Source organism: Streptomyces tirandamycinicus (assembly GCF_003097515.1).
GTDB classification, from domain to species: Bacteria; Actinomycetota; Actinomycetes; order Streptomycetales; family Streptomycetaceae; genus Streptomyces; species Streptomyces tirandamycinicus.
Map to the genome: position 1 here is coordinate 1,073,952 of NZ_CP029188.1, position 24,765 is coordinate 1,098,716.

Here is a 24,765-nt window from a genome sequence, read left to right on the forward strand (position 1 = left end):
CCGCACCGGCACCTCGGACGCCCTGCCGCCCGATGGGGAACGCGGGCGTTACGGTTGCGAGGAGCACGGTCAGGCGGTCTCCGCACCGCCGAAGCGGTCGCGGTAGGACTCCACGTCCTCGTCCGTGATCTTCGCGAAGAGCACCGGCGGGACGGTGAACGGGGTCCCGGCGGGGACCGCGTCCAGCGCCCTGGCCCGCTCGGCGGTCACCCAGGTCGCCGTGTCGCCCTCCAGCGCGAAGGCACTCCGCATGGCGGCCGCCGTGGCGGGGATGAACGGCTCGGAGACGACCGCGTACAGATGGATCAGGTTCATCGCCGTGCGCAGGGTCAGCGCGGCGCCGTCGGGGTCGGCCTTGATCTCCAGCCAGGGGGCCTTCTCCTCCAGGTAGGAGTTGCCGGCGGACCACAGGGCGCGCAGCGCGGCCGCGGCCTTGCGGAACTGGAGGGCCTCCATGTGCTCCTGGTACTCGGCGAGCAGTCGTGCGATCTCCTCGCCCAGCCCGGCCTCCGCCGCGCCCGCCTCCCGGCCGGCCGGGACCTCGTCGCCGAACCGCTTCCGGGAGAAGGACAGCACCCGGTTGACGAAGTTGCCGAGGGTGTCGGCCAGGTCCTTGTTGACGGTGGCGGTGAAGTGCTCCCAGGTGAAGGAGGAGTCGTCGGACTCGGGGGCGTTGGCGATCAGGAAGTAGCGCCAGTAGTCGGCGGGCAGGACCTCCAGGGCGGCGTCCGTGAAGACGCCGCGCCTCTGGGAGGTGGAGAACTTGCCGCCGTAGTAGGTGAGCCAGTTGAAGCCCTTGACGATGTCGACCTTCTTCCACGGCTCGCGCACGCCGAGCTCGGTGGCGGGGAACATCACCGTGTGGAAGGGGACGTTGTCCTTGGCCATGAACTGGGTGTAGCGGACGGTGTCGTCGGCCTCGTACCACCAGGACTTCCAGTCGCGGAGCTCGCCGTCACCGGCGGCGTCCGCCCACTCCTTCGTCGCACCGATGTACTCGATCGGGGCGTCGAACCAGACGTAGAAGACCTTGCCCTCGGCCGCGAGCTCCGGCCAGGTGTCGGCGGGGACCGGGACGCCCCAGTCCAGGTCGCGGGTGATCGAGCGGTCCTGCAGGCCCTCGGTCAGCCACTTGCGGGCGATGGCCGTCGACAGATGCGGCCACTCCTCGCCGACGGCGTCGATCCACGCCTCGACCTCGTGCTGGAGCCTGGACTGCAGCAGGAAGAGGTGCTTGGTCTCGCGCACCTCCAGCTCCGTGGAGCCGCTGATCGCCGACCGCGGTTCGATCAGGTCGGTCGGATCGAGGACGCGGGTGCAGTTCTCGCACTGGTCGCCGCGGGCCTTGTCGTAGCCGCAGTGCGGACAGGTGCCCTCGACGTACCGGTCCGGCAGGAAACGGCCGTCGGCGGGCGAGTACACCTGGCTGATCGCGCGCTCCTCGATGAAGCCGTTCTCGTTGAGCCTGCGCGCGAAGTGCTGGGTGATCTCGACGTTCTGCCGCGACGAGCTGCGCCCGAAGTAGTCGAAGGCCAGCTCGAACCCGTCGTACACGGCCTTCTGCGCGTCGTGCGCCTGCGCGCAGAACTCGGCGACCGACAGCCCGGCCTCCTTCGCGGCCAGTTCGGCCGGCGTGCCGTGCTCGTCGGTGGCGCAGATGTAGAGGACGTCGTGACCGCGCTGGCGGAGGTACCGGGAGTACACGTCCGCCGGAAGCATCGACCCGACCATGTTGCCCAGGTGCTTGATCCCGTTGATGTAGGGAAGCGCGCTGGTGACCAGATGTCGAGCCATCCTCGGATGCTCCATTTCGTACGTACGGCGCCGGTGACGGTGTCGCGGCGGGCCCGGGTCGGGAGGCGGCAGCCGAGGCGACCATTCGGCCGCGCTGGTGCGTCGTACGCAGCGACGGGCCGACGCTGCAGGCCACACGCATCGTATCGAAACCGGGCAGCCCCTCTCCGGTGGGTTTTCGGGCCCGGCCGAGCGGGCTGACGCAGGCCGACGGGGCAGGGAACGCGGACGAGGTGTTGACAGCGTCAACATGCACGCGCTCCCGATCCACCCATCGCGTACAAGGTAGTGACACCTGCACGGAAAGAGCCCTCGCGCGTTGCCCTCACGTGTTGTCCTCACGTGTTGTCCTCACGTGGTGCCGAGAGACGATGGGCGTGGACCCGGTGACGGTCGGCGGACGGTTCCGGATCGGGAGTCGTGGGGCGCGGGAACATGGGCGAGGTGCACCGCGCCGACGACCTCCAGGCCGCCCCGGACTCCCCGCACCGTGAGCTCGCGGTCAAGACCCGGCTGCGAAGCCGGACCGGCCCGAGCAGTTCCGGGCCGAGCACGTCTCCGCTTCGGCCGACCTCTACGCACTCGGCTGCATCCGGTTGCGAGCTGCTGATCGGATGTCCGCCGTTCTCCGCCCGGAACCCGCGCGACGCGCTGCCCGCCGACCGGACCGTCAAGGAACGCTCGGCGACCGCCTCGTCAACCGCGCTGCAGTCGGTTACGCCCCCGAGGCTCCCGACACGAACCTCACGAAGGGCGCCCAGCCCTCGCGGCCCACGGCGAAGGGCGGGCAGGCCGGGTCCTTGGAGTCCCGTACATGAACGGCCTGTTCGGCTATCGCGATCTCCACACAGCTGTCGCCCTCGCTGCCGCTGTAGCTGGACTTGAACCAGGCGAGTTCCGCGGTTCCGTTGCTCATAGCTCTCCTCGCAGTCGCTCCAGCAGGTCCCGGGAATCCTTCGGGCTCAGGGCCTGCGAGCGCAGTGTTTCATAGCGTTGGCAGAGCACACGCACCTCTTTCACGTCGGAGATGAGCCGGCCGTTCTTCTGCCCCTCGGAGTAGCCGAGCCGCCGACCCTCCGAGGTCTCCAGAACCTGCACCGGCCCGTCCAGACACGCATGCAACCCCGCCCCCAACGGCACCACCTGGAGGGTCACATTGCGCGGGGCGCTGCGCTCCAGGACATGGTCCACCAGCCCTCGCATCGCCTCCGCGTCCCCGAACCGCCGCCGGAACACATGCTCCTCGACGATGAAGCTGAACGGTACGGTCGGCCGCTCCCGCATCATCTTCTGTCGCTCCATCCGGGCCGTGAGCTGCGTCTCCAGCTCCGCATCCGTCCGCAGCGGGATCGTGCCCTCGAACACCGCCCGGGCGTACGCCTCCGACTGCAGCAGCCCGGGCACCAGCCTGCACTCATACGTACACAGACTCACCGCCTCCCGCTCCAGCCGCGCCCACCGCCGGAACCACGCAGCGAGTCCCACCTCGCCCCTGCTCAGATGGCGCGCGGCCCTGCGCAGCGCCCCGGTGTTCCCGAGCACCTCCTCCGCACGCTCGACGAACGACTCGTCCGGCATCCGGCGGCCCAACTCCACCGACTCGACCGTGTGCTTGGAGTACCGGACCACGGCGGCGAGGTCTCCCCGGCTGAGGCCCGCGTGCTCGCGCAGCGCCTGGACGACCGCGCCGAACGTACGCAGACTGTCCGAAGGATGGGGTTCCCGCTCCCCCTCCCCCGCCGCGACCGTACGGGCGACGACGCCCGTCGCCGCGGCCCCCTCCGCTTCGACGATGTCCATCCGCCGCACCTCCCTCTCCGGCCGCTCAGGCCCGCACCACGTTCAACACTGAGCGTGACGAGAGGGCACGCGTACCGTCCACTCCCCGTGCCCGTACGCTGACTCCCCGTACGGGGTCCGGAGTCCGCAACGGGCCCGCTCGGACGCCACACCGTCACCATGAACCATCCCGCGCCCCAACTCGCCCCATCCCCTGGCGTCTTCACGCGGTTGCCGTCCCCCGGGCCGACCCCTGCTTTCGACCGTCCAGGCAGTGCTCCACACGATGGGCGGCGACTGCCGTCACCCAGGGAGAGAGCAGCCCGCGCGCCAGGTCACCTCGACCGCCGCGGCACCCTTCCGCGACGGGACGCCCGCTCCAAACGATATCTTCCAGGATCAGGTAGTGGTATCGTTTCGCTGCCGGAATCGTCTCCGAAGGGATCGCTCAGATGGCCAGAACCGTCATCGACCTCGACGAGGACATGGTTGCCGAGGCCATGCGCATCTTCGGGACCAAGACGAAGGCCAAGGCCGTCCGCCTCGCCATGGAAGACGCCGTCAAGAGGCATCTGCGGCAGGAGGGTTTCGACGCCATGGACGCCGGCGAGTTCGACTTCGGCGAGATCGTCGAGAAGACCGGCCCCCGCAACGCGGACGGCTCCCTGAAGCGCGACGGCGACCGCGACGGAGGCCGAGCCGCCTGATGCAGGACCGCTATCTGATCGACAAGTCCGCCCTCGCCCGCTGGACGAAGCCGCGCGTCAAGGAGGTACTGCGGCCTCTGCACGAGCGCTACCTCCTCGCCGTGTGCCGCCCCACCGAGTTCGAGATGGTCCACTCCGCACGGGACAGCTCGGAAGCGACACGGATCAGCACCTGGCTCCACGCCTTCGACTACCTCGGAACCGACGACGACGCCTTCAACCGCGCTCTGGAGATCCAGCGTCATGCCCTCAACGCGGGCTTCCATCGGGCCCTGTCCCTGCCCGACCTGCTGATCGCCGCCACGGCGGAACTGAACCGGCGAACGGTCCTCCACTACGACGGCGACTTCGACATGATCGCCTCCCTCACCGGCCAGCCCACCGAATGGGTCGTCCCACCCGGCAGCGCCGACCGCTGAACACGCGCAGCAGGCCACCCCGGCCCCGCCCGGCTCTCGCGTCACCCGTCACCCGTCATCCGCCACGCGCCACGCGCCACGTGAGGTTGGCGCGCCCGCCCCCTACGCGGCCAGCGCGGGGAACACGACCACCGAGCCGGCCCGGTCGCGGGCGATCTCGATCGCCACGTCACTCGGGCGACCGCTGACCGCGACACCGTCGCCCAGCCGATGGATCCGGTGTGCCGCACTCATCAGGCGATCTACCTCACCGGGCGTGAAGACGGGCAGCAGACCGCTCGGGTGGGCCAGCTCCAGTGCCGAAAGGCGCACCAGGACACCGGCGATACCCGACTCCAGTTCGTCGAGCTGCCGTTGGTCCCGCTTGAGTACGCGTACGAAGTTCTCGAACACGTTGCCCGGGTCGCTCTGGGCATGCTCGACGGCCTGGAGGACGATGACCCGCCGCTTCAGCGCGATGGCCAGGGTGGCGAGTTCGAGGTGGGCACGGAACCTGCCGCCTGTTCGTCGACGCCGGGGAACGACTTGGTCAGCGTGCCGAGTTCGACGGCCTCACCCTCGGGCACTCCGTCGAGCGCGCTCCGCCACCGGCCCAGGCGTATCTCGACCTTGCTCAGCGCCGTGTCGATGGTGTGCACCGCCGAGTCGAGTCCCAGCGAGACACCGAGTCTGCCCTGATCGAGCAGGATGGCCGTGGCCTTGTCGATGGCGGCTCGGCAGCCGTCGAGTGCGCTGCGCTCGTCGTCGAGCTTGTCCTCCTGGAGCTGCTCCAGGAGTTCCGTGATGTGCTCGACGGCCTGCCGGCGCTTCTGGTCGGCGTGCGCGCTCACCCCCACCGCGACGGCCATGAGCACCAGCGGAGCGGTCACGGTGAGCGCCGCGCCGCCGGCGGCAGCGGCACCGGCGGTGGCACCGGCCCCGCCGACCGTGCCCGCCGCAGCCGCCTTTCCGACCGGTACGAACGTCGCCTGGCCGACGATCCCGCCCGCCGAGTTCACCACTGGGCCGCGGATGCCACCGGCCACCCCCTTCGCCGCCATCGAGCAGACGAGGCCCTGACCGAACCGGGCGGCGACCTTCGCCGGGACCACCATGCGGTACAGGACCTCGCCGGAACCGGTCGCCCTGGCCGCCGTGAGGGAGGTGCGCGCCGACTGCGTGATGAACTGCGACAGGTGGTGCGCCAAGGGACTCGCGGCGTCGAGCGGGATGCCACGGCCGCGGTCGATCTTTTCGGGCAGCGGATGCGCCTCCAGCGTGACGATCGGCTCGTCGGCCAGGACGGCCAGCGCTCCGCGCAGTTCGGTCAGGCGCTCGGCCGTCATCGACTCGCCCGCGGTCAGCCCCGGCACTCGGACGTCAGCGGTCGCCAGCGTCCAGACGGGCACCGTCGTCTTGCGATCGTCAGTCATCGTCTCCCCTTGTCATCCGACGACAGCCTACGGCTGACGTCCGATCAGAATGACGGATTCCCGTTCTCCCGGAGCGCAGCGCTCACAAGCCACTCGCCACACACCGGACCCCGCCGGAACAGGTCGGCTCCCTCGCGTGCTCGTGGTCCCGGTCGCACCGTCACGGCATCCGCACCGACTCGCTCAGCCCCTCCGGTTGCCGGGGCAGCCGACTCCCCTGCCCGCCCCCGGGCCGGCCGCTGCCGGGCCCCGGTGGGCCCGAGCCGGTCCGCCTCCCCGGCGAAGGCCCGATGACAGACGGGGCCCGATGTCGACGCGGAACGTCTCAGCCGCTCGATGGCCGACGGCAACTCCGGCACTCGCCCTGTCCGGCGCCCTGTGCCTGGCCGCCGCCACCGCAACGCTCCAGGCGCGTACAGGCGCTGCTGCACGACCGCCCGTCGACCGTCGAACCGCTGCTGGAGCTGCGCAATGACCAGGAGGCCCATGCCACCCGGCTGTGCCGTGTCAGGGCTACGCGGGCGATGCACCGGGCCGCAGCCGCGCCGAACAGCAGCGGGACTCGGTCATGCAGTATCCGACCACGGCAACTTCAGCTTGCACAGCGCCCTATGGCGGGCAGTCACGCCAAGAGGCTCGCGGGAGTCTGCGCGGCCGCCCCGCGCCACGGCGACCCGCCGGAACTGCAGCACCCGCATCGAGCCCCCAGCCTCGGGCACTTCCGAACGACCACCCGGGCCTTGTGGTGTCGGTGGCGGCGGATAGGGTGATCGTCCAGCGTTAGCCATTCACGGGAGGAAACGGTGGCCGGCGGCGGCGGACGGCGGTTCCGGATACGGGGCGGGGGTTGACTCGCTTTACGGCGTGAGCCCGGCGCAGGCGCTCCAGGTCGAGGCGCAGGCCATGGCCTGGTTCAAGCAACGTGTCGATGACCTGCTGCGAGAGCTGGAGATTCGGAGGCCACCGCGGTGCGCACGGCGGAGGACCGGTTAGAGGGCGGCCGGTTCGGGACCGGGAACTTCGCGGAAGCGGAGTTCGTGTACGGCGTCCACGAGACGGGGCACGAGGAGCTGAAGAAGCTGTCGAAGGTCTTCTGCGCGCAGACCGAGGGGCATGGGGCCGGCCGTCCAGGTCTCGCAGACCGGCCTCGACAGCACCGGCCGGCAGATCCGCGACCGGATGAGCGCGGTCGACGCCGAAGTCGAACAACACGACGACGTCCATCGCGATCCGTATGCCGAGCGCCCGAGCTCAGGGGCCGCCGGGAAGCCCGATACGTCGAAGGACGCGAGCAAGGAGACCGGCTTCCGATGGCCGGCCGCGGACAGCTCGCCGACCGAAGCCGAAGCGTCCCAGTCATCGTGGCCACTGCCGACCGGCCTGGGTGCCGCGGTGCTCCTCGTCGGAGCGGTCACCGTCATCACCGTCCGCCGCAGGCGGGCCTCCTGACCCAGAGCACGATCATTCTCAGACACCGCAGCCAGGGAAGGGAGCACGGCGATGGCATGGGACGAAGGGGAACAGTCCAAGACTCGGGCCGGCGAGCAGATGCGGCTCAATCAGGTGGATCCCGGCACTGGGCGTGCCGGAGCACCTGACCTGGCGTCGACGCCCGCGCGGAAGAAGGCCGCCGCGAACGCGATCGAGCAGCATCTGGAGCCGGACACCAGGAAGGCCGGCTGTGTCGCCGAGGAGCAGACGAACGCGGCGGTCAAGGAGTTCAACGGCAAGGACGGCACAGGCTGGGACACCTCCGGCGCGTTGAAGAAGGCCCATGACACATGGGAGAAGCAGGTCAAGGCGCTGATGGACCGGCTGGGCGGGGACAAGAACGCGCTGCGCAGCACCCACATTCTGTTTCGGAACAACGACGTCGGCATCGCCAACCAGGTCCGCCTGCCGTCCAACCTCGACAGCTACTGATCTCACCGCACCGCGCCAACATCTCTACGGGGGAGAGCATGCCGACGTATCACGAAGCGATGACCACTGACTTGTCCACACTGACCAGCGCGGCGGACAAGTGGGACGACATGGCGGGCGAGTTCAAGAAGCTGGAAGACGCCTATGAACGCGACGTGCACAGGATATCCCTCGGCGAGACCTGGCGCGGATTCGCCGCCACCGCCGCGAACGTCCGTTTCGACGCCACGCTGCGTGAGTACCAGGCAGCTCAGAAGGAAGCCAAAGCCCTTGCCGCCGTGCTCCGCGAGGCCCACACCCAGTTCACCGACCTGCGCGGCCGGCTCAGGTCCGTCGTAGGGGACGCCGTCAAGGCGGGCATGAAGGTCTCCGAACAGGGCCATGTCGCCTATGACTACGACAAGCTCGACGCCAAGGCTCTCTACGCCGCCCGGCACGACCCCGACTTCGAATCGACCGTGCGCACCCGCGAAGGCGAGTGGCACCAGGCGATCGCAGGCGCGGTCAAGGCATTCGACGACGCCGACGTGGGCGTCAAGATCGCACTCGAAACGGTCGTCATCGACGGCAACCCCGTGGACGGTTACGGCTTCAACGCCGAAGCCGACACCAAGAAGGACATCGAGGAGTACGAGGCGGACCACGCCGCCGACATCGCCACCCGCATCAACAGCGGCGAGAACGTCTCCGCCGCCGACCGCGCCGAGCTCCAGCGTGCCTTCCGCGACAACGGCGGCAACAAGGACTTCTCCCAGACCTTCCTCAACAGCCTCGGCGCCGACGGAGCCGTCCAGCTCGGCAACAAGCTCAACGACGGCGCTCAGAGCCCGGACAAGAAGCTCAAGGGCCAGTACCAGGACCTGCAGAAGGGCCTGGCGAACACGATTGCCAACGCCACCCGCATCGCCAAGAGCGTCGCTCAGCTCACGCCCGGATCGAAAGCCTTCGAGGCGTGGAAGAAGAGCGACGACGCGGACGCCGAATTCTACCGGGAATTCACCGCCGAGCTGGAGAAGGCGGGCACCAAGAACTACGGGAGCAACACCAACCCCCTGTACGGATACCAGTCCCTGGTCAGCGTGATGAGCCACGCCGGCGCCAAGTTCGACGACCAGTTCCTCTACGAACTCGGCGACGACATGATCAAGGCGGAGAACGAGCACAAGGGCATCTTCAACACGATCGGTGGCGGACACGACGGGATCAAGTCGGACGCCCTGGACGGCCTCCTCGCCATCATGAGCGAGAACCCGGACGCTGCGACAGCCTTCTTCGACCCTGACGTCAAAGGAGGCGAGGGCAACCCGGAAAGGGACGGGGACGAAGTCAAGGGCGGCGCCGATCACCTGCACTACCTCGCCGGTACCGGTGACGGGGCCCGGGAGTGGCCCAAGATCCTCATGGCCACCGGCACCGACATGGACGATCCTTTCAGTCGCACCGGTTTGGGAGCCGCATTGCAGGCAGCGGCAACCGGGAACGTCCCCCTCCCCGCAGGGCAGGATCCGCTGCCGGCCTACACCCACACCCCAGAGCAGGCCCGGGTCATGAACGGAATCCTTGCCACGCTTGACCAGGGCCCCTCCACTGAGGTGCACGAGAACCTTCAGGTGCCGATCGCACAGGCCATAGCCCAGTACACACCGGACAGCCACGAAATACTCGGCGGTCTCGACGGCGAGTACGCGGTGAATATGAAGGATGGCTACTTCGTCGACGACAAGGGGCGAGCCCATTTGGCAACCCCGGCCGATGCGTTGGTCCATGTGATGCGAGGTGTCTCGGATGACCCCGACGCGTTCGGCACCCTCAACAAGGCCGAAAACCGCTTCATCAACGCAGAACTCGACAAACTGCCTGAGGATTCCCGCGGCTATTCGGAGAGCAACCCGCTCTCCAAGTCGGGCGCAGCCCTGGGGGCGCTCACTGCGATTCGTGAAGATGTCCTCAACGACGAGCGCTCCGGCGCATACAGCGATGCGGACTGGAAGTCCAAAGTGGCCTACCACGTAATCGGCGGAATGGTGACCCCAGCGGCGATCCCCACTGCCGGGGGGTCCATTGTGGTCGGTGACGCGCTACAGCGGGGAGTCGACACGCTTGCCTGGGTATGGGGCAACGACCTCAAGGCCGATGCCGACGGCAAGGCCACCGAAGCAATCAACGACCGCTACCTGGACGTCAACCGCCAGATGCAGGTGTTGGTTCACGGCTGGGGTGGTGAACGCTATGACCTGGAAACCGAGGACGGGCGGGACAAGGTCCAGGGACTGACAGACAAGATCCTTACCGGGCATACCCGAGGCGTTGTCACTGCCCAGGGGTATCTCAGCGACGCACCGAACTGACCACGACTACCCGTAATCGAGAGTCTCATGACCACACAACCGCATGCTCCGACGGCAAACCCACGGTCGTCACGCCCCAGAAGAGCTGTCGCACTGGCCATCGGCATCTTGGTCCTCGCCGGCGGCGGGACTGGCATATGGCTCTGGCAGCACAACGCCGGTAACGGCGAGGCCGTCGAATGCTCGGCACTCGCCCGGAACGCAAAGATCGAAGACCTTCTGGGCTCTGCGTCCCAAGCTCCGTCGTGCGACGCTCTCGCCCGAGCCCTGAAGCGCGCGGTGAAAGGCGGAACCGCAGAGGACCATTCGGTAGCTCAGGCACAGGCCGTGATCGACATTCTGCAGGCGACCAGTGACGTCTTGGAGGAATCGGGCAAGAAGTCGCTCGATGCCTCACTGCATCTGCCGATGGCGGAAATGATCGCGGACTACACGCCGGAGACCCACGAGATCCTCGCCCAACTTGACGCCGAATACGTCACGCACATCTCGGATGGGAAGCCCTGGCGGGATGAGTCCGGCGTCCACATTGCGGTTGATCACGAGGTACTGGTGCGTGTCCTACGGGCCCTGTCTCAGACACCGGAGGCGTACGCAGAGGTACGCGCAGCAGAAGGCCACTACGCCGCGGAGAATCTGGCCTCCATCTCCCCTACGGCCGACGGCGCCGCGCTCAGCGCCCGTCCAGCAGGCAACGCCCGCGCACTGGGCGTTCTGGACGCAATCGCCGAGGACGTGACGAGCGCCTTGCACGAGGATGAGGCTGTCGAGTGGGACAAGCGCATGGTGCAGTTGCTGCGCTCCAAATCACCCGCAGGTGTCCCGTCGTACGCATCCGATGCGGCGGGCTACATCGACACCATGTGGACAAGGACTCTGATGCCGACCACACGTAATGGCGACAAGACGTTCCGTGAGCAGTCCAGCCGCATCCTCGACCCATGGGGGAAAGGACGAGGCGACGGGTTCAAGCCACCGAGCGGACTCAAAGAAGACTGCGTCAACGGACAGTTCGGAGCATACGAGGAGACCAAGAGGGCCCTCGGGGATCTATGAGCGGCCGCCGATTCGAGGCACGGAACGCCATGTCCAAGCGATCAGCTCACTCCCCCAAGAAGTCCCGCCCCACCACTTGGGCCATTGGGACGACCGCAGCAGTCGCCGCCGGGAGCCTGGCGCTACATCAGCTGTCCCGACGATCAAGTCACCTGCGGGAACTGGTGGACAGCGACAGGCGGAGCACCACCCTCGGTGGCCGACGCGTGACCGCCTGCATGCTCGCCACCTCCTTCCCCGCCGTCGAACGCGCTGCGTTCCCCGACGCCGAAGCCGATCCTGGGCCGGGCCTGGATGCCGACGCGAGGCCGAACGCAGCAGGGAAGGTCCAGGACGCGACCGGAAGCGAGGCCATCGGCTGGGCCGCTCATGCGACCCTCCGCTCATGCCATCCGGCACTGCCTCGCCGCCACCCACCCTCAACCCCCGAGCAGCCAGGAGGACTCCACGGTCAGTGGGCCCGTCTCGGTGCCCAGCGGGGCGACGGGGTCGTCCTCCGTACCGAGGTAGCGGTTGATCGAGGCGACCAGGCGGCGCCGTGCCCCGACGTCCGGGCGGTCCTCCCGGCCGAAGTCGACGAGCACCTCCGCCTGAGTCGTGCCGTCCTTGCGCCGGGTGTGCGCGAGTTGGACCCAGCCGTGAACCGGGGGTCGGATCCGCACGGAACGGATTCAAGCCGGAGCCTGCATTCCACGAAAAGAAGCCTCTGAACAGCTAAAAAGCTGTTCGGGGCCTAAGCGGCAGACGAGTCGGGCTGTACGCCGGGTTCTGTCACCCGATGACCTCGCGGTCGCCGGGGAGACGGCCATCCATCTAGGACCGGTGTTGCCACCGGCCTCCTGCGGTCTACCCGCGGACTCGGGCGGGCAGCCCTCGATCGTCCGCGCAGGGCCGCCGTCCCTTTCGGGCGGCGACCCCTCTTGACCTTGCTCCGGGTGGGGTTTACCGAGCCGCCTGAGTCACCTCAGGCGCTGGTGGTCTCTTACACCACCGTTTCACCCTTACCGGGGACCGAGGTCCCCGGCGGTCTGTTCTCTGTGGCACTGTCCCGCGGGTCACCCCGGGTGGGCGTTACCCACCACCCTGCCCTGTGGAGCCCGGACGTTCCTCGGGAGGCGCCCCAGAGGGGCCTCACGCGGCCGTCCGCCCGGCTCGTCTGCCGTGATGACCATGCTACCCGGAGCGTGCGCGTGCCGGCGCCGGTCTCCGGCCGGACCCCGTGGGCGTTCTGTCACCGACCGGGGCACCGCCGCGGTCCGCCTGCCCGACCGCCGAGACGGACCCGCCGGCTTCCCCTTGACCCTGCCGCAGCGTCACGGTTTCTACTGAGGCCATGCGGATCGGAGAGATCGCCGCACTCGTCGGGGTCACGCCCCGTGCCGTGCGGCACTACCACCATCAGGGCCTGCTGCCCGAGCCCGTTCGCCGGGCCAACGGCTACCGGGACTACTCGGTGCGCGACGCCGTGCTGCTGGCGCGCATCCGGCGGCTGACGGAGCTCGGGCTCGGTCTCGAGGAGGTCGGGGACGTGCTCGCCGACGACGAGGGTCGGGAGCTGGTGGAGGTCCTGGAGGAACTGGACGACGATCTCGCCGTGCAGCAGGCGCTGCTCGCCGAACGGCGCGCACGGCTGGGTGCGGTGCTGGAGCAGGCGCGCGCCGGGCGGCTGCCCGCCGAAGGCCCGGTGTCGCCGGAGCTGGCGGAGCTGCTGGGCGGTCTGGCCCGGGAGGCCGCCGGACGGCCCGAGTCCGCTTCTGCGGCGAGGGAGCGCGAGGTGCTCGCCCTGCTGGACACGGTCGTACCGCCAGGGGACCGCGACCGGCTGCTCGGCGTGATGCGTCGGATGACCGAGGCTCCGGGGGCGGTGGAGCGCGTGTACGAGGTGTACGGGCTGCTCGACGCGCTCGCGGACGGGGGCGGGGACGGGGGCGGGGTTGCCCGCGAACCCCGGGTCGAGGAGGCGGCCCGGGCGCTGGCGGACTGCATACCCGACGAGGTCGTGGCTGAGCTCGCGAAGAACGGCGCACCGGCAGGGGAAGGCGGGAGCACGTTCCTGGACGCCTTCTTCGCCGAGTTCCCCCCGGCCCAGGCCGAGGCCGTGCGCCGCGCGTTGCGCCTGGTCGCGGAGCGGGCCCGGTGACGCGGGTGACGCGGCTGGTGGGGATGATGCGGCCGAGGCGGCTGCTCAGAGGCGTCGCGTGTCTCGTGGTACCCGGTGAACTGGCGCTGCTGGTCTGCCTGATGGCGGGGCTGCGACCGCCCGCGCCGGTGCTCGCCGCCGCCGAGGCGGCCGTCCTGCTCCTGCTGACGGCGGAGGCCGCCGTCTTCCTGCGGCTGTGGCTGCGGGAGGGGCGGACACCGCGCGAGGCGGTGCGCGAGCTGGTCCCCCGGCCGGTGCTGCGGCTGGCCGGGCACGAACTGCGGCTCATGTGGAGCCTGCTGCTCTGGGCGGCCCGGCGGCGCTCCGGTGCCGGGCCGGGCGAGCAGGCATTCGGGCACGCCCGGGACCAGGCCGGGCTCCTCCTCGGCCTCGGTTTCGTCTGCGTCGTCGAGACCGTGGCGATGTCGTACCTGCTCAACCCCTGGCCGGTGCTGCACGCCGTCGTCCTCGTCCTCGACGTCTACACCGTCCTCTTCGTCGTCGGTCTGCACGCGGCGTCCGCGACCCGCCCCCACACGCTGTCCGAGCACACGCTGCGGCTGCGCCAGGCCGCCCACGTCGATGTGCGGATCCCGCTGGAGCGGATCGCGTCCGTCTCCTACGAACTGCTGTTCACGCACGACGGCAAGGAGGACGGTGTGCTGAACCTGGCGGTCGGATCGCAGACGTCGCTCACCCTCACGCTGTCGGAACCCGTCGAGTCGGTGGGGCTGCTGGGCGGGACGCGCCGGGTGCACACCGTGCGCTGCCACGCCGACGACGCCCGTTCACTGCTCCAGGCCGTCACGCGGGCACGAGGAGCGCTCTCACCGCCTCGCGGTCGGCCGGCGTCGTGAGCGGCCAGGGCGAGGCCGGGGCACGGCCGGGGCACGCGGCGTGCCGATGCGGGCGATTACGCTGGTGCGGGGCCGCATCCCCGGTTCCACGTACGTACGCAGAGGAGAAACGCCGTGCTCGTGCTGTTGCCGCCGTCCGAGGGCAAGGCCGCTTCGGGACGCGGGGCGCCGCTCAAGCCGGAGGCACTGTCCCTGCCCGCCCTGGCAGGGGCGCGCGCGGCAGTGCTGGACGAGCTCGTGGAACTGTGCCGGGGGGACGAGGAGAAGGCCCGGGACGTACTCGGGCTCAGTGAGGGCCTGCGCGACGAGGTCGCGAAGAACGCCGGGCTGCGCACGGCCGGGACACGCCCGGCGGGCGAGATCTACACGGGCGTGCTGTACGACGCGCTCGGCCTGGCCACCCTCGACGCCTCCGCGCGCCGCCGGGCCCGGAAGTCGCTGCTGGTGTTCTCGGGCCTCTGGGGGGCGGTCCGCATCGACGACCGGATCCCCTCGTACCGCTGCTCGATGGGCGTCAAGCTGCCCGGGCTCGGGGCACTGGCCGCGTACTGGCGGGCACCGATGGCGTCCGCGCTGCCCGAGGCGGCCGGAAGCGGGCTGGTCCTGGATCTGCGGTCGTCGGCGTACGCGGCCGCCTGGCGTCCGAAGGGCGAGGTCGCCGGCCGTACGGCGACCGTACGGGTGCTGCACTCGCAGATCGTCGACGGCGTCGAGAAGCGTTCCGTGGTGTCCCACTTCAACAAGGCGACCAAGGGGCGCATCGTGCGCAGCCTGCTGGAGGCGGGCGCCGCGCCGAAGGGGCCGGGCGAGCTGGTGGAGGCGCTGCGCGACCTCGGCTACGCGGTCGAGGCGGAGGCACCGGGAAGGCCGGGGAAGGCGTGGGCGCTCGACGTGGTGGTGACCGAGATCCACTGACGGAGTTCCACTGACCGGGATCGCCGGTGGCGGTCTTGGACCGGTGGCCGTCCTGGGCCGTGGCCGTCCTGGACCGGCGGCCGTCCTCGGTCGCAGGCCAGGGACGGCGTCGCAGGCCAGATACAACTCGGCGCCCGGCGCCCGGCGCTCCCACCGTCGGGGCGCAAGGGGGCACGGCAGGCGCCAGGCGCAGCCCGAGGTCGGCGCCGGGCCCGGCGACGTGAGGGCCCGGTCAGCGCCGCGCCCAGCGCGAGGCCGGGCCGGCGTTAGCGCAGGTGGCCCGTGTCGTTCAGCAGCCGCAGCGACGCGTTGCCGTCCGCGTAGTACGCCACCGCCGACACCGACGCCGCCGAGAGCTCCATCCGGAACAGGGACTCCGGGGGCGCGCCGATGGCCAGGCGCACCAGGGTCTTGATCGGGGTGACATGGGTGACCACGAGAACCGTGCGTCCCCGGTACTCGCGCACCAGCCGGTCCCGCGTGGCCGCGACGCGCTTCGCGACCGTGGCGAAACTCTCCCCGCCGCCGGTGGGCGCCGCCTTGGGCGACGCCAGCCAGGCGTCGAGGTCGTCGCCGTACCGCTCCCGGACCTCCCCGAACGTCAGGCCCTCCCACGCGCCGAAGTCCGTTTCCCGCAGCCCGTCGTCGATCCGTACGTCGAGCCCGAGCCGGGCCGCGACCGCCTCCGCGGTCTGGCGGCAGCGCTTGAGCGGTGAGGAGACGATCGCCTGGATCGTGCCGCGCGTGGCCAGCGCCGCCGCCACGGCCTCGGCCTGGCGTCGGCCCACCTCGGACAGCTCGTGGTCACCGGTACCGGAGAATCGCTTCTCCGGGGTCAGCGCCGTCTCACCGTGCCGCAGCAGGACGAACGTCGCGGGCGGCCCGAGGTCCGGGCCCCAGCCGGCGCCCTCCACCTCGGTGCTCTTGGGCAGTGTTCCCTGCGCGGCCGCACCACCGGACACTCCAGCACCACCGGATACCGAGGTACCACCGGATACCGAGGTACCACCGGACACCCCGGCACCACTGGACACCGCAGCGCCACCGGACGCACGCGAAGCCGCCGCCGCCCCGGACCCGTCCGCCGTCCCGGCGCGCGAGTTCAGTGCCGCACGCGCCTTCGCCGCGCCCGCCGCCGCGTCGCCGACGACCCGGGCCGCCCGGACGTCCTCGGCGGAGGACGACAGCGCCGCCGAGGACGCCGACGGCTCCCACCGCTCGCCGCGCCGTCCCGCGTCCATGGCCTCGTTGGCCAGCCGGTCCGCGTGCTTGTTGCGCTCACGCGGAATCCACTCGTATGTGACCTGCCCGGACGGGAAAATCCGCGCGGCCTCCGCCGCCAGCGGCTTCATGTCCGGGTGCTTGATCTTCCAGCGGCCCGACATCTGCTCCACGACGAGCTTGGAGTCCATCCGGGCGTGGACCCGTGCGTCCGGGTCGAGTTCCCGGGCCGCCTTCAGACCGGCGATGAGGCCCCGGTACTCGGCGACGTTGTTCGTGGCGACGCCGATGTACTCGGCCCGTTCCACGAGGGGTTCCCCGCTCGCCGCGTCGCGGACGACCGCCCCGTAGCCCGCCGGTCCGGGGTTTCCCCGGGAACCGCCGTCGGCCTCGACGACCAGCTCGCGCATCAGAGTCCGGACTCCGGCGTGCGGACCAGGATGCGGCGGCAGTTCTCGCAGCGCACCACGGCGTCGCGGGCGGCGGCGCGGACCTCGTTCAGCTCGGTGATGTTGAGCTCGATGTGGCAGCCCTCGCAGCGGCGCTGGTACAGCCGGGCCGCGCCCACCCCGCCCTGCTGCTCGCGGAGCTTCTCGTACAGCTTCATCAGGTCGGCGGGCACGGAGCCGGCGACGACCTCGCGCTCCTTGCCGACTGACGCGGACTCGCCGTCGAGCTCCTCGTACGCGGCGTCCCGGCGGGCGGTCGCGTCGTCGACCTTCGCCTGTACCGAGGAGACCCGCCCGCTCAGTTCGGCCACGCGCTCCTGTGCGGACTCACGGCGCTCCATGACCTCGAGGACGACGTCCTCCAGATCCCCCTGGCGCTTGGCGAGCGAGGCGATCTCCTTCTGGAGGTTCTCGAGGTCCTTGGGGGAGGTGACGGCGCCGGAGTCGAGGCGCTGCTGGTCCCGCGCGGAGCGCTGGCGGACCTGGTCGACGTCCTGCTCGGCCTTGGTCTGCTCGCGGGCGCAGTCGCTCTCCTCCGTCTGCGCGGCGACGAGCAGGTCGCGCAGCTGCGAGAGGTCCTTGTTCAGCGACTCCAGCTCGGCGTGCTCGGGCAGCGCTTTGCGCCTGTGCGCGAGCTGCGACAGACGTACGTCCAGTGCCTGGACGTCGAGGAGTCGGATCTGGTCGGCGGGCGCGGCGTTCAGTTGGGGGCTCCAGAGGTGTGGTGGGAGGACCAGGGGTCGGTGACCGCCTTCGAGACATGGACCCGCAGGTTCCAGCCGTGGCGGTCGGAGATCTCGTCGAGCTGGGCGGCCGCCTGTTCGCACCAGGGCCACTCGGTGGCCCAGTGGGCGGCGTCGACCAGGCCGATCGGTGCCTGCTGGACGGCCTCGGACACCGGGTGGTGCCGCAGGTCGGCGGTGAGGAAGGCGTCAACGCCGGCGGCCCGGGCCGCCGCGAAGAGGCCGTCGCCGGAGCCGCCGCTGACGGCGACACGGCGGACGGTGGCATCCGGGTCCCCGGCGACGCGGATGCCCTGCGCGGTGGCGGGCAGCCGCGCCGCGGCGCGGGCCGCGAACTCGCGCAGCGTCTCGGGGTGGTCCAGTTCGCAGATCCGGCCCAGGCCGTTCTCGGGCACGAGCGGCCCGGTGACGCGGAGGTCGAGCGCGCCGGCGAGGGCGTCGGAGACGCCCGGGTCGGCGGTGTCGGCGTTGGTGTGCGCGACATGCAGCGCGATGTCGTGCCTGATGAGGGTGTGGACGACCCGGCCCTTGAAGTGGGAGGCGGCGACGGTCGTCGTACCGCGCAGATAGAGCGGGTGGTGGGCGACGATCAGGTCCGCGCCGAGGGCCACGGCCTCCTCGGCGATCTCCTGGACGGGGTCCACGGCGAAGAGAACGCGGGTGATCTCGGCGCCGGGATCACCGCAGACCGTGCCGACGGCGTCCCATTCCTCGGCCCGCTCGGGGGGCCAGAGGGCGTCGAGCTCGGCGATGACTTCAGACAGGCGGGGCACGGAGGCAAGGCTACCTGCCCTCCCTGCCCCGCCGTCCGGCGCCGGGTGCCCGGGATGTGCCGGGCGCCGAAGGGCACGGGAGCCAGCGGAGGGACACGGAGGGACACGGAGGGATACAGAGAGGCACGGAAGGACACGGAGGGGAGCAGGGGAGCCGCCCGAGGGAGCACAGGAAGCCGCCGGAGGCAGAGGGAGCCGCCGGAGGGAGACCGGAAGCCGGTCGCGCCGCGGGCAATGCCCGGGAGCCCGCTGCGCCTTCCGGCGGCGCGGCGGCGCATGCGCGACCCGTGCAGTCCCGTGCAGCACAAGCGCCAGTGCCCTCTCAGCCAAATCCGGATTCGGCCACCCTTATGTGTGAAGTGAAACGGCTCGCGGTGTTCGGCTGGAAGTACGAAAACTAGCTTCGATGGCCGGAGGTGACCACCTGATGACAGCGTGTGCCATCGAGGAAGCCGCGGAGTACGAGGCCCTACGGCCCACCCCGCGGGCGGCGCTCACGGTCGGCGCGGGCGGCAGCTATGCGGCGCGCCTCGCGGGACGGGGAGACGCCCTGCTCGCCGAGCGGTGGACGCTCGACGGCCCGGAGCCGTACGCGGTGCCGCTGCCGCTCGACCAGCCCGAGGAACCGGACACCGAGGTGGCGCCGCTCGCCGACGGCCGGGTGCTGGTCCACCGGCGGGTGGCCGGGCTCCGCTCGTTCTCCCTGCTCTACCCGGCGGGTCCGGGTACGGGCGAACTGCCGCTGGGCTGCGTGGAGTCGGCCGAGCTGCGGCTGCTCCCGCCGTCGCCGGACGGGACCTGCGCCTACGCCCTGGCTACGGACGCGAACTCGACGTCCCTGTGGCTGGTGGCGGGCGGGGCGTTCGGGCCGGAGCGGGTGGCGGTGGTGCCCGGCCGCTGCTCGGGCGGGGTGTGGCTGGACCGCACAGGCCGGATGCTGGCGCTGGACCGCGAGCGGGACGGGGTCACCAAGGCGGTGGTGGTCGATCTGGAGCGGGGCGGCGAGGTGACACCACTGCTGCAGATCACCGAGAGCAGCAACGACCGGTTGCTGCTCGCCGACGCGGAGAGCGGACTGCTGATGATCCGCTCGGACGCGGCGGGCCACGACCGGCTGGGCTGGGGGGTGCTCGGGAGCCTGCGTCCGGTCCGCTTCCCCGAGTGCCTGCGGCTGCCCGACGCGGCGGTGACGCCGTTCGCGATCCAGCCGGGGCAGGTGCTGATACCGGAGAGTTGTGCGGTGGCGCTGCGGATCGACGCGGCGGCGGGCACCTGGGTGGGGGTCTGGCGGCCGGCCGGGCGGCGTCTTCACCACCTCCCCGCACCCGACGGATGGCTGGCGGGTTCAGGGCTGTGGACCCGGGAGGGAGTGCTGCGACTGCCGTGCGCGACGGAGGAGGTGCCGTGCGGGATGGCCCGGCTGGAGCCTCCCGGCGACCCTCTTCCAGCGCCGTCTGCCACGGCGTCGGAACAACCGGAATGCGCAGGTGGGGAACCGTGCGGAGAGGCGGGACGTCCTGCCCTTCGCAGACCCGTGCCGTTGCAGCAGGCGCCTCTCACGGGGCGCGTGGCACGCGGTTAGACTCTGCGGCCGGGGGATACACGGTCGCACCGTCCGCATGGTGACGACGGTGACGGCTACCCCGGTGACACCAGATCGGCGATGGAACAACGGGGTGAATTCCCACATGTCTGAGGCCCGAACCGACACGACCCAGGCGCGTCCGCAGGGAGCGGCCGCGAACCAGGCCGAGGCCGTCGGCTCCGGCAAGCACCGGGGCGGTGCCGCTGCTTCGGAGGACACGACGTCTCCGGCGCACGGCCGCCACCGCCGCCCGGCGAAGAACGAGGCGGCGTAGCAGCAAGGCACCGCGAGGCACATCGGATGCGTGAGGGCCGCCACGGGGCTTCCGTGGCGGCCCTCAGGCATGCGCGCGGCCTCCGGCCGGGCGGACGGACCGGACGGACCGGACGGACCGTCGCGGGACGGGGTCCGGGGAGGCCCAGAGGAGCCCAGATGAGGCCCAGGGGGTACGGAGGAGGGGCTACGCCCCCCGCTTCAGCGACAGCACCTCCGTCGCCGCGAAGGTCTCGTCCGGCGCCCGGTGCGCGTAGTACGGGCCGAGGAGTCGGTCCAGTTCGCGGTACGAGAAGGCCTCCTCGGCCGAGTCGAACTGCGCCGCGACCCGCGGGCGTTCGACGACCGCGACCATGCCGCCGTGGACGACGAGTAGCTGGCCGGTGATGCGGGACGCGGCCGGGGAGGCCAGGTATCCGACGAGTGGGGCGACGTGTTCCGGGGCGAGCGGGTCGAGTTCGCCGGGGGCCGGTTCGGCGAACCCGGCGAAGACGTCCTCGGTCATGCGGGTACGGGCTCGCGGGCAGATCGCGTTGGCGGTGACTCCGTACTTCCGCAGGGCCAGCGCCGTGGAGGTGGTCAGGCCGACGATGCCGCCCTTGGCGGCGGCGTAGTTGGGCTGTCCGGCCGAGCCGGCGAGGAAGGCCTCGGAGGAGGTGTTGACGACCCGGCCGTGGACCGGGCCGCCCGACGCCTTGGCGCGTTCGCGCCAGTGCGCCGCGGCGAAGTGGGTGGTGTTGAAGTGTCCCTTGAGGTGGACCCGGATCACCGAGTCCCACTCGTCCTCGCTCATCGAGAAGATCATCCGGTCCCGGAGGATGCCCGCGTTGTTCACCAGGATGTCGAGCCTGCCATAGGTGCAGGTGGCGAGCGCGACGAGGGATCGGGCCACCTCGAAGTCCGAGACGTCGCCGGTGTGGGCGACCGCCCGGCCGCCCGCCGCCCGGATCTCCTCCGCGACCCGCTCGGCGGGGGCGGTGGACGCGTCTCCCGAACCGTCGCGGCCCGGCTGCCCGTAGTCGTTGACGACGACCGCCGCGCCGAGCCGGGCGAGTTCCAGCGCCTCGGCCCGGCCGAGACCGCGGCCCGCGCCCGTGACGATCGCGGACAGGCCGCGGAGTGGGAGTGACATCGCGGTCCCCCTCAGATCTCGATGCAGGTGCGCAGCGCCTCACCCGTGCGCATCTGGGTCAGGGCCTCGTTGATCTCCGCGAGCCGAACCCGGTGCGTGATGAGCGACTCCAGGTCGATCCGGCCGGCGCGCCACAGCGCGATGGCCCGTTCGTAGGAGCGGAGCACATCGCCGCCGCCGTACATCGACGGCAGGATGCGCTTCTCGTCGAAGAACAGCTCGAACATGTTGAGCTGGAGGAAGTCGTCCATCGCCCCGGCACCGACGATGCACAGGGTCCCGCCGCGCCGGGTCGTCTCGTACGCCGTCCTCGCGGTGGCCGACTTGCCGACGACCTCGAAGACGTAGTCGAAACCCTCCCCGCCGGTGATCCGCTGCCTGGCGTCAGCGAGCGCGTCGGGCGCGACGGCCTCGGTGGCGCCGAACCCCAGTGCCGCCTCCCGCCGTGAGGCGACCGGGTCGACGGCGACGATCTGCGCGGCGCCCCGTACCCGGGCGCCCTGGATCGTGGAGATGCCCACGCCGCCGCAACCGATGACGGCGACCGACGAACCGGGCTCCACCCTAGCGGTGTTGATGGCCGCGCCGAGCCCGGTGGTGACACCGCAGCCGATGAGCGCCGCGATCTCGTACGGGACGTCGTCGGGGATGGGGACCGCGCAGCCCGCGTCGACGACGACCTCCTCCACGAAGGTGCCGGTCCCGGCGAAGCCGAACACATCGCCGCCGGGGCGCCTGAAGTTGGGCGTGCCCGCGCTCATGAACCCGGCGAGGCAGAGCTGGGTCTGACCGCGCCGGCAGGCCGGGCAGCTGCGGCAGGCGGGCAGCCAGCACAGCAGAACCCGGTCGCCCTGACCGACGGCGGTCACGCCGTCGCCGACGTCGAGCACCTCCCCGGCGCCCTCGTGGCCGGGGACGAACGGCGCGGGCTGCGGCAGCACCCCGCTCATCGCGGAGATGTCCGAATGGCACAGTCCGGTCGCCCTGACCCGGATCCTCACCTTGCCCGGGCCGAAGCCCACCGCCTCGACGTCGTCGAGGACGTCGAGCTTGTCCTGGCCGATCTCGTGCAGTACGGCAGCGCGCATGAGGTGCTTCCCCTTCGGGAGTCGGGCTTCGGGTCGGGGCCTCGTTCGTTCACGGGCTCAGGGGTGCACGGCGGGGCCGGGCGCGGCGGGCCGGGCGGCCGCCGGATGTGCCCGCTGGCCGCCCGCCCGGCGGGTCAGGCCGGGTGTCCGGGTGCCTGGGGCGCCTGCGCGCCTGGGCGTCCGGCAGGACGGTCCGCCGGGCGGTCTGGTCCGCCGGTGCAGGCGTGCCGGTCCGTTGTACCGGCACGCCTGCACCGGCACGCCTGCACGGCACACCGCCATCAGGCGTGGTCGACCACGGTGTCCGCGAGCACGGGTGCGTCGTCCCGCTCCACGGCCGTCACCGCCGCCTGGACGCGCCCCTCTCCGGCCCACATGCGGATGCGCAGGGTCTCTCCGGGGAACACCACTCCGGCGAAGCGGGTGCCGTACGCGCGGACGCGGGTGACGTCCCCGCCGAGGAGCGTGTCGACGATCGCCTTGAGCGTCATGCCGTACGTGCACAGGCCGTGCAGGATGGGCCGGTCGAAGCCCGCGAGCTTCGCGAACTCCGGGTCGGCGTGCAGCGGGTTCCAGTCTCCGGAGAGCCGGTAGAGCAGCGCCTGGTCCTCGCGGACCGGACGCTTCACGGTCCGGTCGGGTGCGCGGTCCGGCTGCCCGGTGCCGACGGAGGGGCCGCGTTCGCCGCCGAAGCCGCCCTCCCCGCGGACGAAGATCTGCGCGTCACTCGTCCAGAGGGGACCGTCCCCGTCGGCAGCCTCGGAGCGCAGTACGAGGACCGCGGCCTTGCCCTTGTCGTAGACGGCGGCGACACGGGAGGTGCTGGTGGCCCGGCCGCTGACGGGGATGGGCCGGTGGAGGGTGACCGACTGCCCGCCGTGCAGCACCGCGGCGAGGTCGATGTCGATGCCCGGGGCGGAGAGCCCGCCGACCACGCCCATGCCCGCTCCCGCGACGGTGGCGAAGCTGGGCAGCACATGCAGCCGTGACTCGAGGGTGTAGCGCAGTTCGTCGGGGTCGGTGGCCGGCACGCCGGCGCCGAGCCCGAGGTGGTAGAGCTGGACGTCCTTGTGGTCCCAGCTGATCTCGGCACTGCGGGACTCCGCGGCGATCGCCTTGGCGGCGTCGATGGGCATGGCGATGCTGCTCCTTGGTTCCTTGGCTCCCGGAGGGAGTGGAAGACCTCGGTGCGGCCGTCCGCACCGTCGGCCGCACCGAGGCCGTACGGGGCCGGCCGTTCGACGAGCCCGTTCTAGAACGCGTTCTAGGCCGGTTGACCCTATGTATAACGCACCGCCCACCGCTTGGGAAGGCTACTGACGGAACGTCAGATCAGTGTGTCCGGTGGGCCGCCGGGGCATCCGGGGGCCGCCACCCGGGACCACCGGGGCGGCCACGAGCACCGCCCGGGCGGCGGCCCCGGTACGCGGCCCCGCCATCGGCACCGCGCCTCGGCACGCCACCCCGGCACGCCACCCCGCCGTCGGCACCGGCGCCCATCCGGACCTGAAACCCCCGCACCCGGCGCTGGAACGACACTTCGGCCATATCCTGATGCGATGGACGAAAAGCCCCACCCTCGGCGGTCCGGAAAGTCCGTACGGGTTCTGCTCGCGGAGGAGCAGGGGACGAGCGGCGGCCTCGCGCTGCTGCTCGGGCTGGAAGCGGACATGACGGTCGTCGCGCAGGTGGCCGCGAGTGACGCCATCATCGACTCGGCGCTCGTCACCCGGCCCGATGTGGCGCTGCTGGACTGCGAACTGCCCGGCCTCGGCGGGCCGGAAGCGGCGGCGCTCCTCCGGGACGAGGTGCCCGACTGCCGGGTGCTGATCCTGACCACGTACGCGAGGCCCGGGGCGCTGCGGCGGGCGATGGAGGCCGGGGCGGCGGGATTCCTCGTCAAGGACGGCCCGGTGGAGGAACTGGCGGACTCCATTCGCCGGGTACTGCGCGGGGAGACGGTCGTCGATCCGGCCCTCGCGGCGGCGGCAGCGCGCACGGAACCGAGTCCGCCGGACGTGCGGGCCGCTCGGCGGGAGGGGAGCGCTCCGGGCTGACCCCGTACGGCCACCGCGCAGCCCGCACCGATCCCTGACGGGCGTACCACCCGTACCCGCACGCCCACCCACACCGACGCCCGCACACGAACTC

21 protein-coding genes, 1 other RNA gene and 2 pseudogenes are annotated in these 24,765 nt (G+C 71.0%); 12 read left to right on the forward strand and 12 right to left on the reverse strand.

The window, feature by feature from the left end; translation table 11 throughout:
• Nucleotides 1-69 precede the first annotated feature (69 nt).
• The 3 genes from metG to DDW44_RS04635 form a co-directional block, all read right to left on the reverse strand.
• Entirely contained in the window at nt 70-1,794 is a 1,725-nt protein-coding gene (metG, locus tag DDW44_RS04625; protein WP_108905610.1) for a methionine--tRNA ligase, read from the reverse strand.
• Nucleotides 1,795-2,509: 715 nt separating this feature from the next.
• The gene (locus DDW44_RS04630) at nt 2,510-2,710 is read right to left on the reverse strand and encodes a DUF397 domain-containing protein (RefSeq protein ID WP_108905611.1); all 201 of its coding nucleotides are present in this window, start codon (nt 2,708-2,710) and stop codon (nt 2,510-2,512) included.
• Nucleotides 2,707-3,594, reverse strand: coding sequence for a helix-turn-helix domain-containing protein (locus DDW44_RS04635; protein WP_108905612.1), 888 nt, complete (start codon nt 3,592-3,594; stop codon nt 2,707-2,709). The genes DDW44_RS04630 and DDW44_RS04635 overlap by 4 nt, the downstream gene beginning before the upstream one ends.
• 431 nt (nt 3,595-4,025) lie before the next feature.
• Between DDW44_RS04635 and DDW44_RS04640 the strand changes: the two genes are divergently transcribed.
• Together DDW44_RS04640 and DDW44_RS04645 are read left to right on the forward strand one after the other, a co-directional pair.
• On the forward strand, nt 4,026-4,280 hold the full coding sequence (locus tag DDW44_RS04640; protein ID WP_027731064.1) for a type II toxin-antitoxin system VapB family antitoxin: 255 nt from the start codon (nt 4,026-4,028) through the stop codon (nt 4,278-4,280).
• Nucleotides 4,280-4,699, forward strand: a complete 420-nt coding sequence (locus DDW44_RS04645; RefSeq protein ID WP_108905613.1) for a PIN domain nuclease — start codon at nt 4,280-4,282, stop codon at nt 4,697-4,699. The genes DDW44_RS04640 and DDW44_RS04645 overlap by 1 nt, the downstream gene beginning before the upstream one ends.
• 102 nt (nt 4,700-4,801) lie before the next feature.
• On the opposite strand, the pseudogene DDW44_RS04650 reads toward DDW44_RS04645, so the two are convergent.
• Nucleotides 4,802-6,111: pseudogene (locus DDW44_RS04650) on the reverse strand (hypothetical protein).
• A 1,113-nt stretch (nt 6,112-7,224) separates the two neighbouring features.
• On the opposite strand from DDW44_RS04650, the gene DDW44_RS32345 reads away from it, so the two are divergent.
• The 4 genes from DDW44_RS32345 to DDW44_RS04670 all read left to right on the forward strand — a co-directional run bounded on the left by DDW44_RS32345 (nt 7,225) and on the right by DDW44_RS04670 (nt 11,438).
• Nucleotides 7,225-7,560, forward strand: coding sequence for a hypothetical protein (locus tag DDW44_RS32345; protein ID WP_208647934.1), 336 nt, complete (start codon nt 7,225-7,227; stop codon nt 7,558-7,560).
• Nucleotides 7,561-7,611: 51 nt separating this feature from the next.
• Complete coding sequence (locus DDW44_RS04660; RefSeq protein WP_108905614.1) at nt 7,612-8,034, forward strand: hypothetical protein; 423 nt, start codon at nt 7,612-7,614, stop codon at nt 8,032-8,034.
• Nucleotides 8,035-8,093: 59 nt separating this feature from the next.
• On the forward strand, nt 8,094-10,382 hold the full coding sequence (locus DDW44_RS04665) for a hypothetical protein (protein WP_244223962.1): 2,289 nt from the start codon (nt 8,094-8,096) through the stop codon (nt 10,380-10,382).
• A gap of 327 nt (nt 10,383-10,709) precedes the next feature.
• Nucleotides 10,710-11,438 (forward strand): hypothetical protein, encoded by a 729-nt coding sequence (locus DDW44_RS04670; RefSeq protein ID WP_108905616.1) that lies wholly within the window; start codon nt 10,710-10,712, stop codon nt 11,436-11,438.
• Nucleotides 11,439-11,857: 419 nt separating this feature from the next.
• On the opposite strand, the gene DDW44_RS04675 is transcribed toward DDW44_RS04670, so the two are convergent.
• Nucleotides 11,858-12,100, reverse strand: coding sequence for a hypothetical protein (locus DDW44_RS04675; protein ID WP_108905617.1), 243 nt, complete (start codon nt 12,098-12,100; stop codon nt 11,858-11,860).
• Nucleotides 12,101-12,179: 79 nt separating this feature from the next.
• An RNA gene (rnpB, locus tag DDW44_RS04680) (RNase P RNA component class A) lies at nt 12,180-12,593 on the reverse strand.
• A 178-nt stretch (nt 12,594-12,771) separates the two neighbouring features.
• Here rnpB and DDW44_RS04685 point away from each other — a divergent pair.
• The 3 genes from DDW44_RS04685 to yaaA all read left to right on the forward strand — a co-directional run bounded on the left by DDW44_RS04685 (nt 12,772) and on the right by yaaA (nt 15,350).
• Nucleotides 12,772-13,578, forward strand: a complete 807-nt coding sequence (locus DDW44_RS04685) for a MerR family transcriptional regulator (RefSeq protein ID WP_108905618.1) — start codon at nt 12,772-12,774, stop codon at nt 13,576-13,578.
• Nucleotides 13,575-14,435: a hypothetical protein gene (locus DDW44_RS04690; RefSeq protein WP_108905619.1), complete on the forward strand. Its 861-nt coding sequence runs from the start codon at nt 13,575-13,577 to the stop codon at nt 14,433-14,435. The genes DDW44_RS04685 and DDW44_RS04690 overlap by 4 nt, the downstream gene beginning before the upstream one ends.
• 114 nt (nt 14,436-14,549) lie before the next feature.
• Entirely contained in the window at nt 14,550-15,350 is an 801-nt protein-coding gene (gene yaaA / locus DDW44_RS04695) for a peroxide stress protein YaaA (RefSeq protein ID WP_017945186.1), read from the forward strand.
• Between the two features lie 266 nt (nt 15,351-15,616).
• On the opposite strand, the gene DDW44_RS04700 is transcribed toward yaaA, so the two are convergent.
• Genes DDW44_RS04700 through DDW44_RS04710 form a run of 3 tightly spaced genes read right to left on the reverse strand, consistent with a single transcriptional unit; the run spans nt 15,617 to nt 18,536 of the window.
• Nucleotides 15,617-16,981 carry a bifunctional RNase H/acid phosphatase gene (locus DDW44_RS04700; protein ID WP_108905620.1) on the reverse strand — a complete coding sequence of 455 codons (1,365 nt, stop codon included), beginning with the start codon at nt 16,979-16,981 and terminating at the stop codon, nt 15,617-15,619.
• A complete protein-coding gene (locus DDW44_RS04705) occupies nt 16,981-17,724 on the reverse strand; it encodes a zinc ribbon domain-containing protein (RefSeq protein ID WP_206307389.1) in 744 nt (247 codons plus the stop codon). The genes DDW44_RS04700 and DDW44_RS04705 overlap by 1 nt, the downstream gene beginning before the upstream one ends.
• A complete protein-coding gene (locus DDW44_RS04710; RefSeq protein WP_108905621.1) occupies nt 17,721-18,536 on the reverse strand; it encodes a Nif3-like dinuclear metal center hexameric protein in 816 nt (271 codons plus the stop codon). The genes DDW44_RS04705 and DDW44_RS04710 overlap by 4 nt, the downstream gene beginning before the upstream one ends.
• Before the next feature lie 427 nt (nt 18,537-18,963).
• Between DDW44_RS04710 and DDW44_RS04715 the strand changes: the two genes are divergently transcribed.
• On the forward strand, nt 18,964-20,118 hold the full coding sequence (locus DDW44_RS04715) for a hypothetical protein (protein WP_240800773.1): 1,155 nt from the start codon (nt 18,964-18,966) through the stop codon (nt 20,116-20,118).
• 106 nt (nt 20,119-20,224) lie between these two features.
• Complete coding sequence (locus DDW44_RS31955) at nt 20,225-20,395, forward strand: hypothetical protein (RefSeq protein ID WP_017945181.1); 171 nt, start codon at nt 20,225-20,227, stop codon at nt 20,393-20,395.
• Between the two features lie 186 nt (nt 20,396-20,581).
• Here DDW44_RS31955 and DDW44_RS04720 read toward each other — a convergent pair whose 3' ends face one another.
• From DDW44_RS04720 to DDW44_RS04730, 3 genes are all read right to left on the reverse strand, one after another.
• Nucleotides 20,582-21,526, reverse strand: coding sequence for a 3-oxoacyl-ACP reductase (locus tag DDW44_RS04720; RefSeq protein ID WP_108905623.1), 945 nt, complete (start codon nt 21,524-21,526; stop codon nt 20,582-20,584).
• A gap of 11 nt (nt 21,527-21,537) precedes the next feature.
• Nucleotides 21,538-22,614 carry a Zn-dependent alcohol dehydrogenase gene (locus DDW44_RS04725; RefSeq protein ID WP_108905624.1) on the reverse strand — a complete coding sequence of 359 codons (1,077 nt, stop codon included), beginning with the start codon at nt 22,612-22,614 and terminating at the stop codon, nt 21,538-21,540.
• Between the two features lie 281 nt (nt 22,615-22,895).
• A complete protein-coding gene (locus DDW44_RS04730; protein ID WP_108905625.1) occupies nt 22,896-23,750 on the reverse strand; it encodes a MaoC/PaaZ C-terminal domain-containing protein in 855 nt (284 codons plus the stop codon).
• Between the two features lie 423 nt (nt 23,751-24,173).
• Between DDW44_RS04730 and DDW44_RS04735 the strand changes: the two are divergent.
• Nucleotides 24,174-24,638: pseudogene (locus DDW44_RS04735) on the forward strand (response regulator); the annotation flags it as partial.
• Between the last annotated feature and the right edge of the window lie 127 nt (nt 24,639-24,765).

What these genes read in the sequence shown, in the direction of transcription:
- DDW44_RS04730 (WP_108905625.1), bottom strand. Translation starts at nt 23,750, where the DNA reads ATGCCCATCGACGCCGCCAAGGCGATCGCCGCGGAGTCCCGCAGTGCC.
- DDW44_RS31955 (WP_017945181.1), top strand. Translation starts at nt 20,225, where the DNA reads ATGTCTGAGGCCCGAACCGACACGACCCAGGCGCGTCCGCAGGGAGCG.
- DDW44_RS32345 (WP_208647934.1), top strand. Translation starts at nt 7,225, where the DNA reads ATGGGGCCGGCCGTCCAGGTCTCGCAGACCGGCCTCGACAGCACCGGC.
- DDW44_RS04645 (WP_108905613.1), top strand. Translation starts at nt 4,280, where the DNA reads ATGCAGGACCGCTATCTGATCGACAAGTCCGCCCTCGCCCGCTGGACG.
- DDW44_RS04715 (WP_240800773.1), top strand. Translation starts at nt 18,964, where the DNA reads ATGACAGCGTGTGCCATCGAGGAAGCCGCGGAGTACGAGGCCCTACGG.
- DDW44_RS04635 (WP_108905612.1), bottom strand. Translation starts at nt 3,594, where the DNA reads ATGGACATCGTCGAAGCGGAGGGGGCCGCGGCGACGGGCGTCGTCGCC.
- DDW44_RS04660 (WP_108905614.1), top strand. Translation starts at nt 7,612, where the DNA reads ATGGCATGGGACGAAGGGGAACAGTCCAAGACTCGGGCCGGCGAGCAG.
- DDW44_RS04725 (WP_108905624.1), bottom strand. Translation starts at nt 22,614, where the DNA reads ATGCGCGCTGCCGTACTGCACGAGATCGGCCAGGACAAGCTCGACGTC.
- metG (WP_108905610.1), bottom strand. Translation starts at nt 1,794, where the DNA reads ATGGCTCGACATCTGGTCACCAGCGCGCTTCCCTACATCAACGGGATC.
- DDW44_RS04720 (WP_108905623.1), bottom strand. Translation starts at nt 21,526, where the DNA reads ATGTCACTCCCACTCCGCGGCCTGTCCGCGATCGTCACGGGCGCGGGC.
- DDW44_RS04630 (WP_108905611.1), bottom strand. Translation starts at nt 2,710, where the DNA reads ATGAGCAACGGAACCGCGGAACTCGCCTGGTTCAAGTCCAGCTACAGC.
- DDW44_RS04640 (WP_027731064.1), top strand. Translation starts at nt 4,026, where the DNA reads ATGGCCAGAACCGTCATCGACCTCGACGAGGACATGGTTGCCGAGGCC.
- DDW44_RS04665 (WP_244223962.1), top strand. Translation starts at nt 8,094, where the DNA reads ATGACCACTGACTTGTCCACACTGACCAGCGCGGCGGACAAGTGGGAC.
- DDW44_RS04700 (WP_108905620.1), bottom strand. Translation starts at nt 16,981, where the DNA reads ATGCGCGAGCTGGTCGTCGAGGCCGACGGCGGTTCCCGGGGAAACCCC.
- DDW44_RS04685 (WP_108905618.1), top strand. Translation starts at nt 12,772, where the DNA reads ATGCGGATCGGAGAGATCGCCGCACTCGTCGGGGTCACGCCCCGTGCC.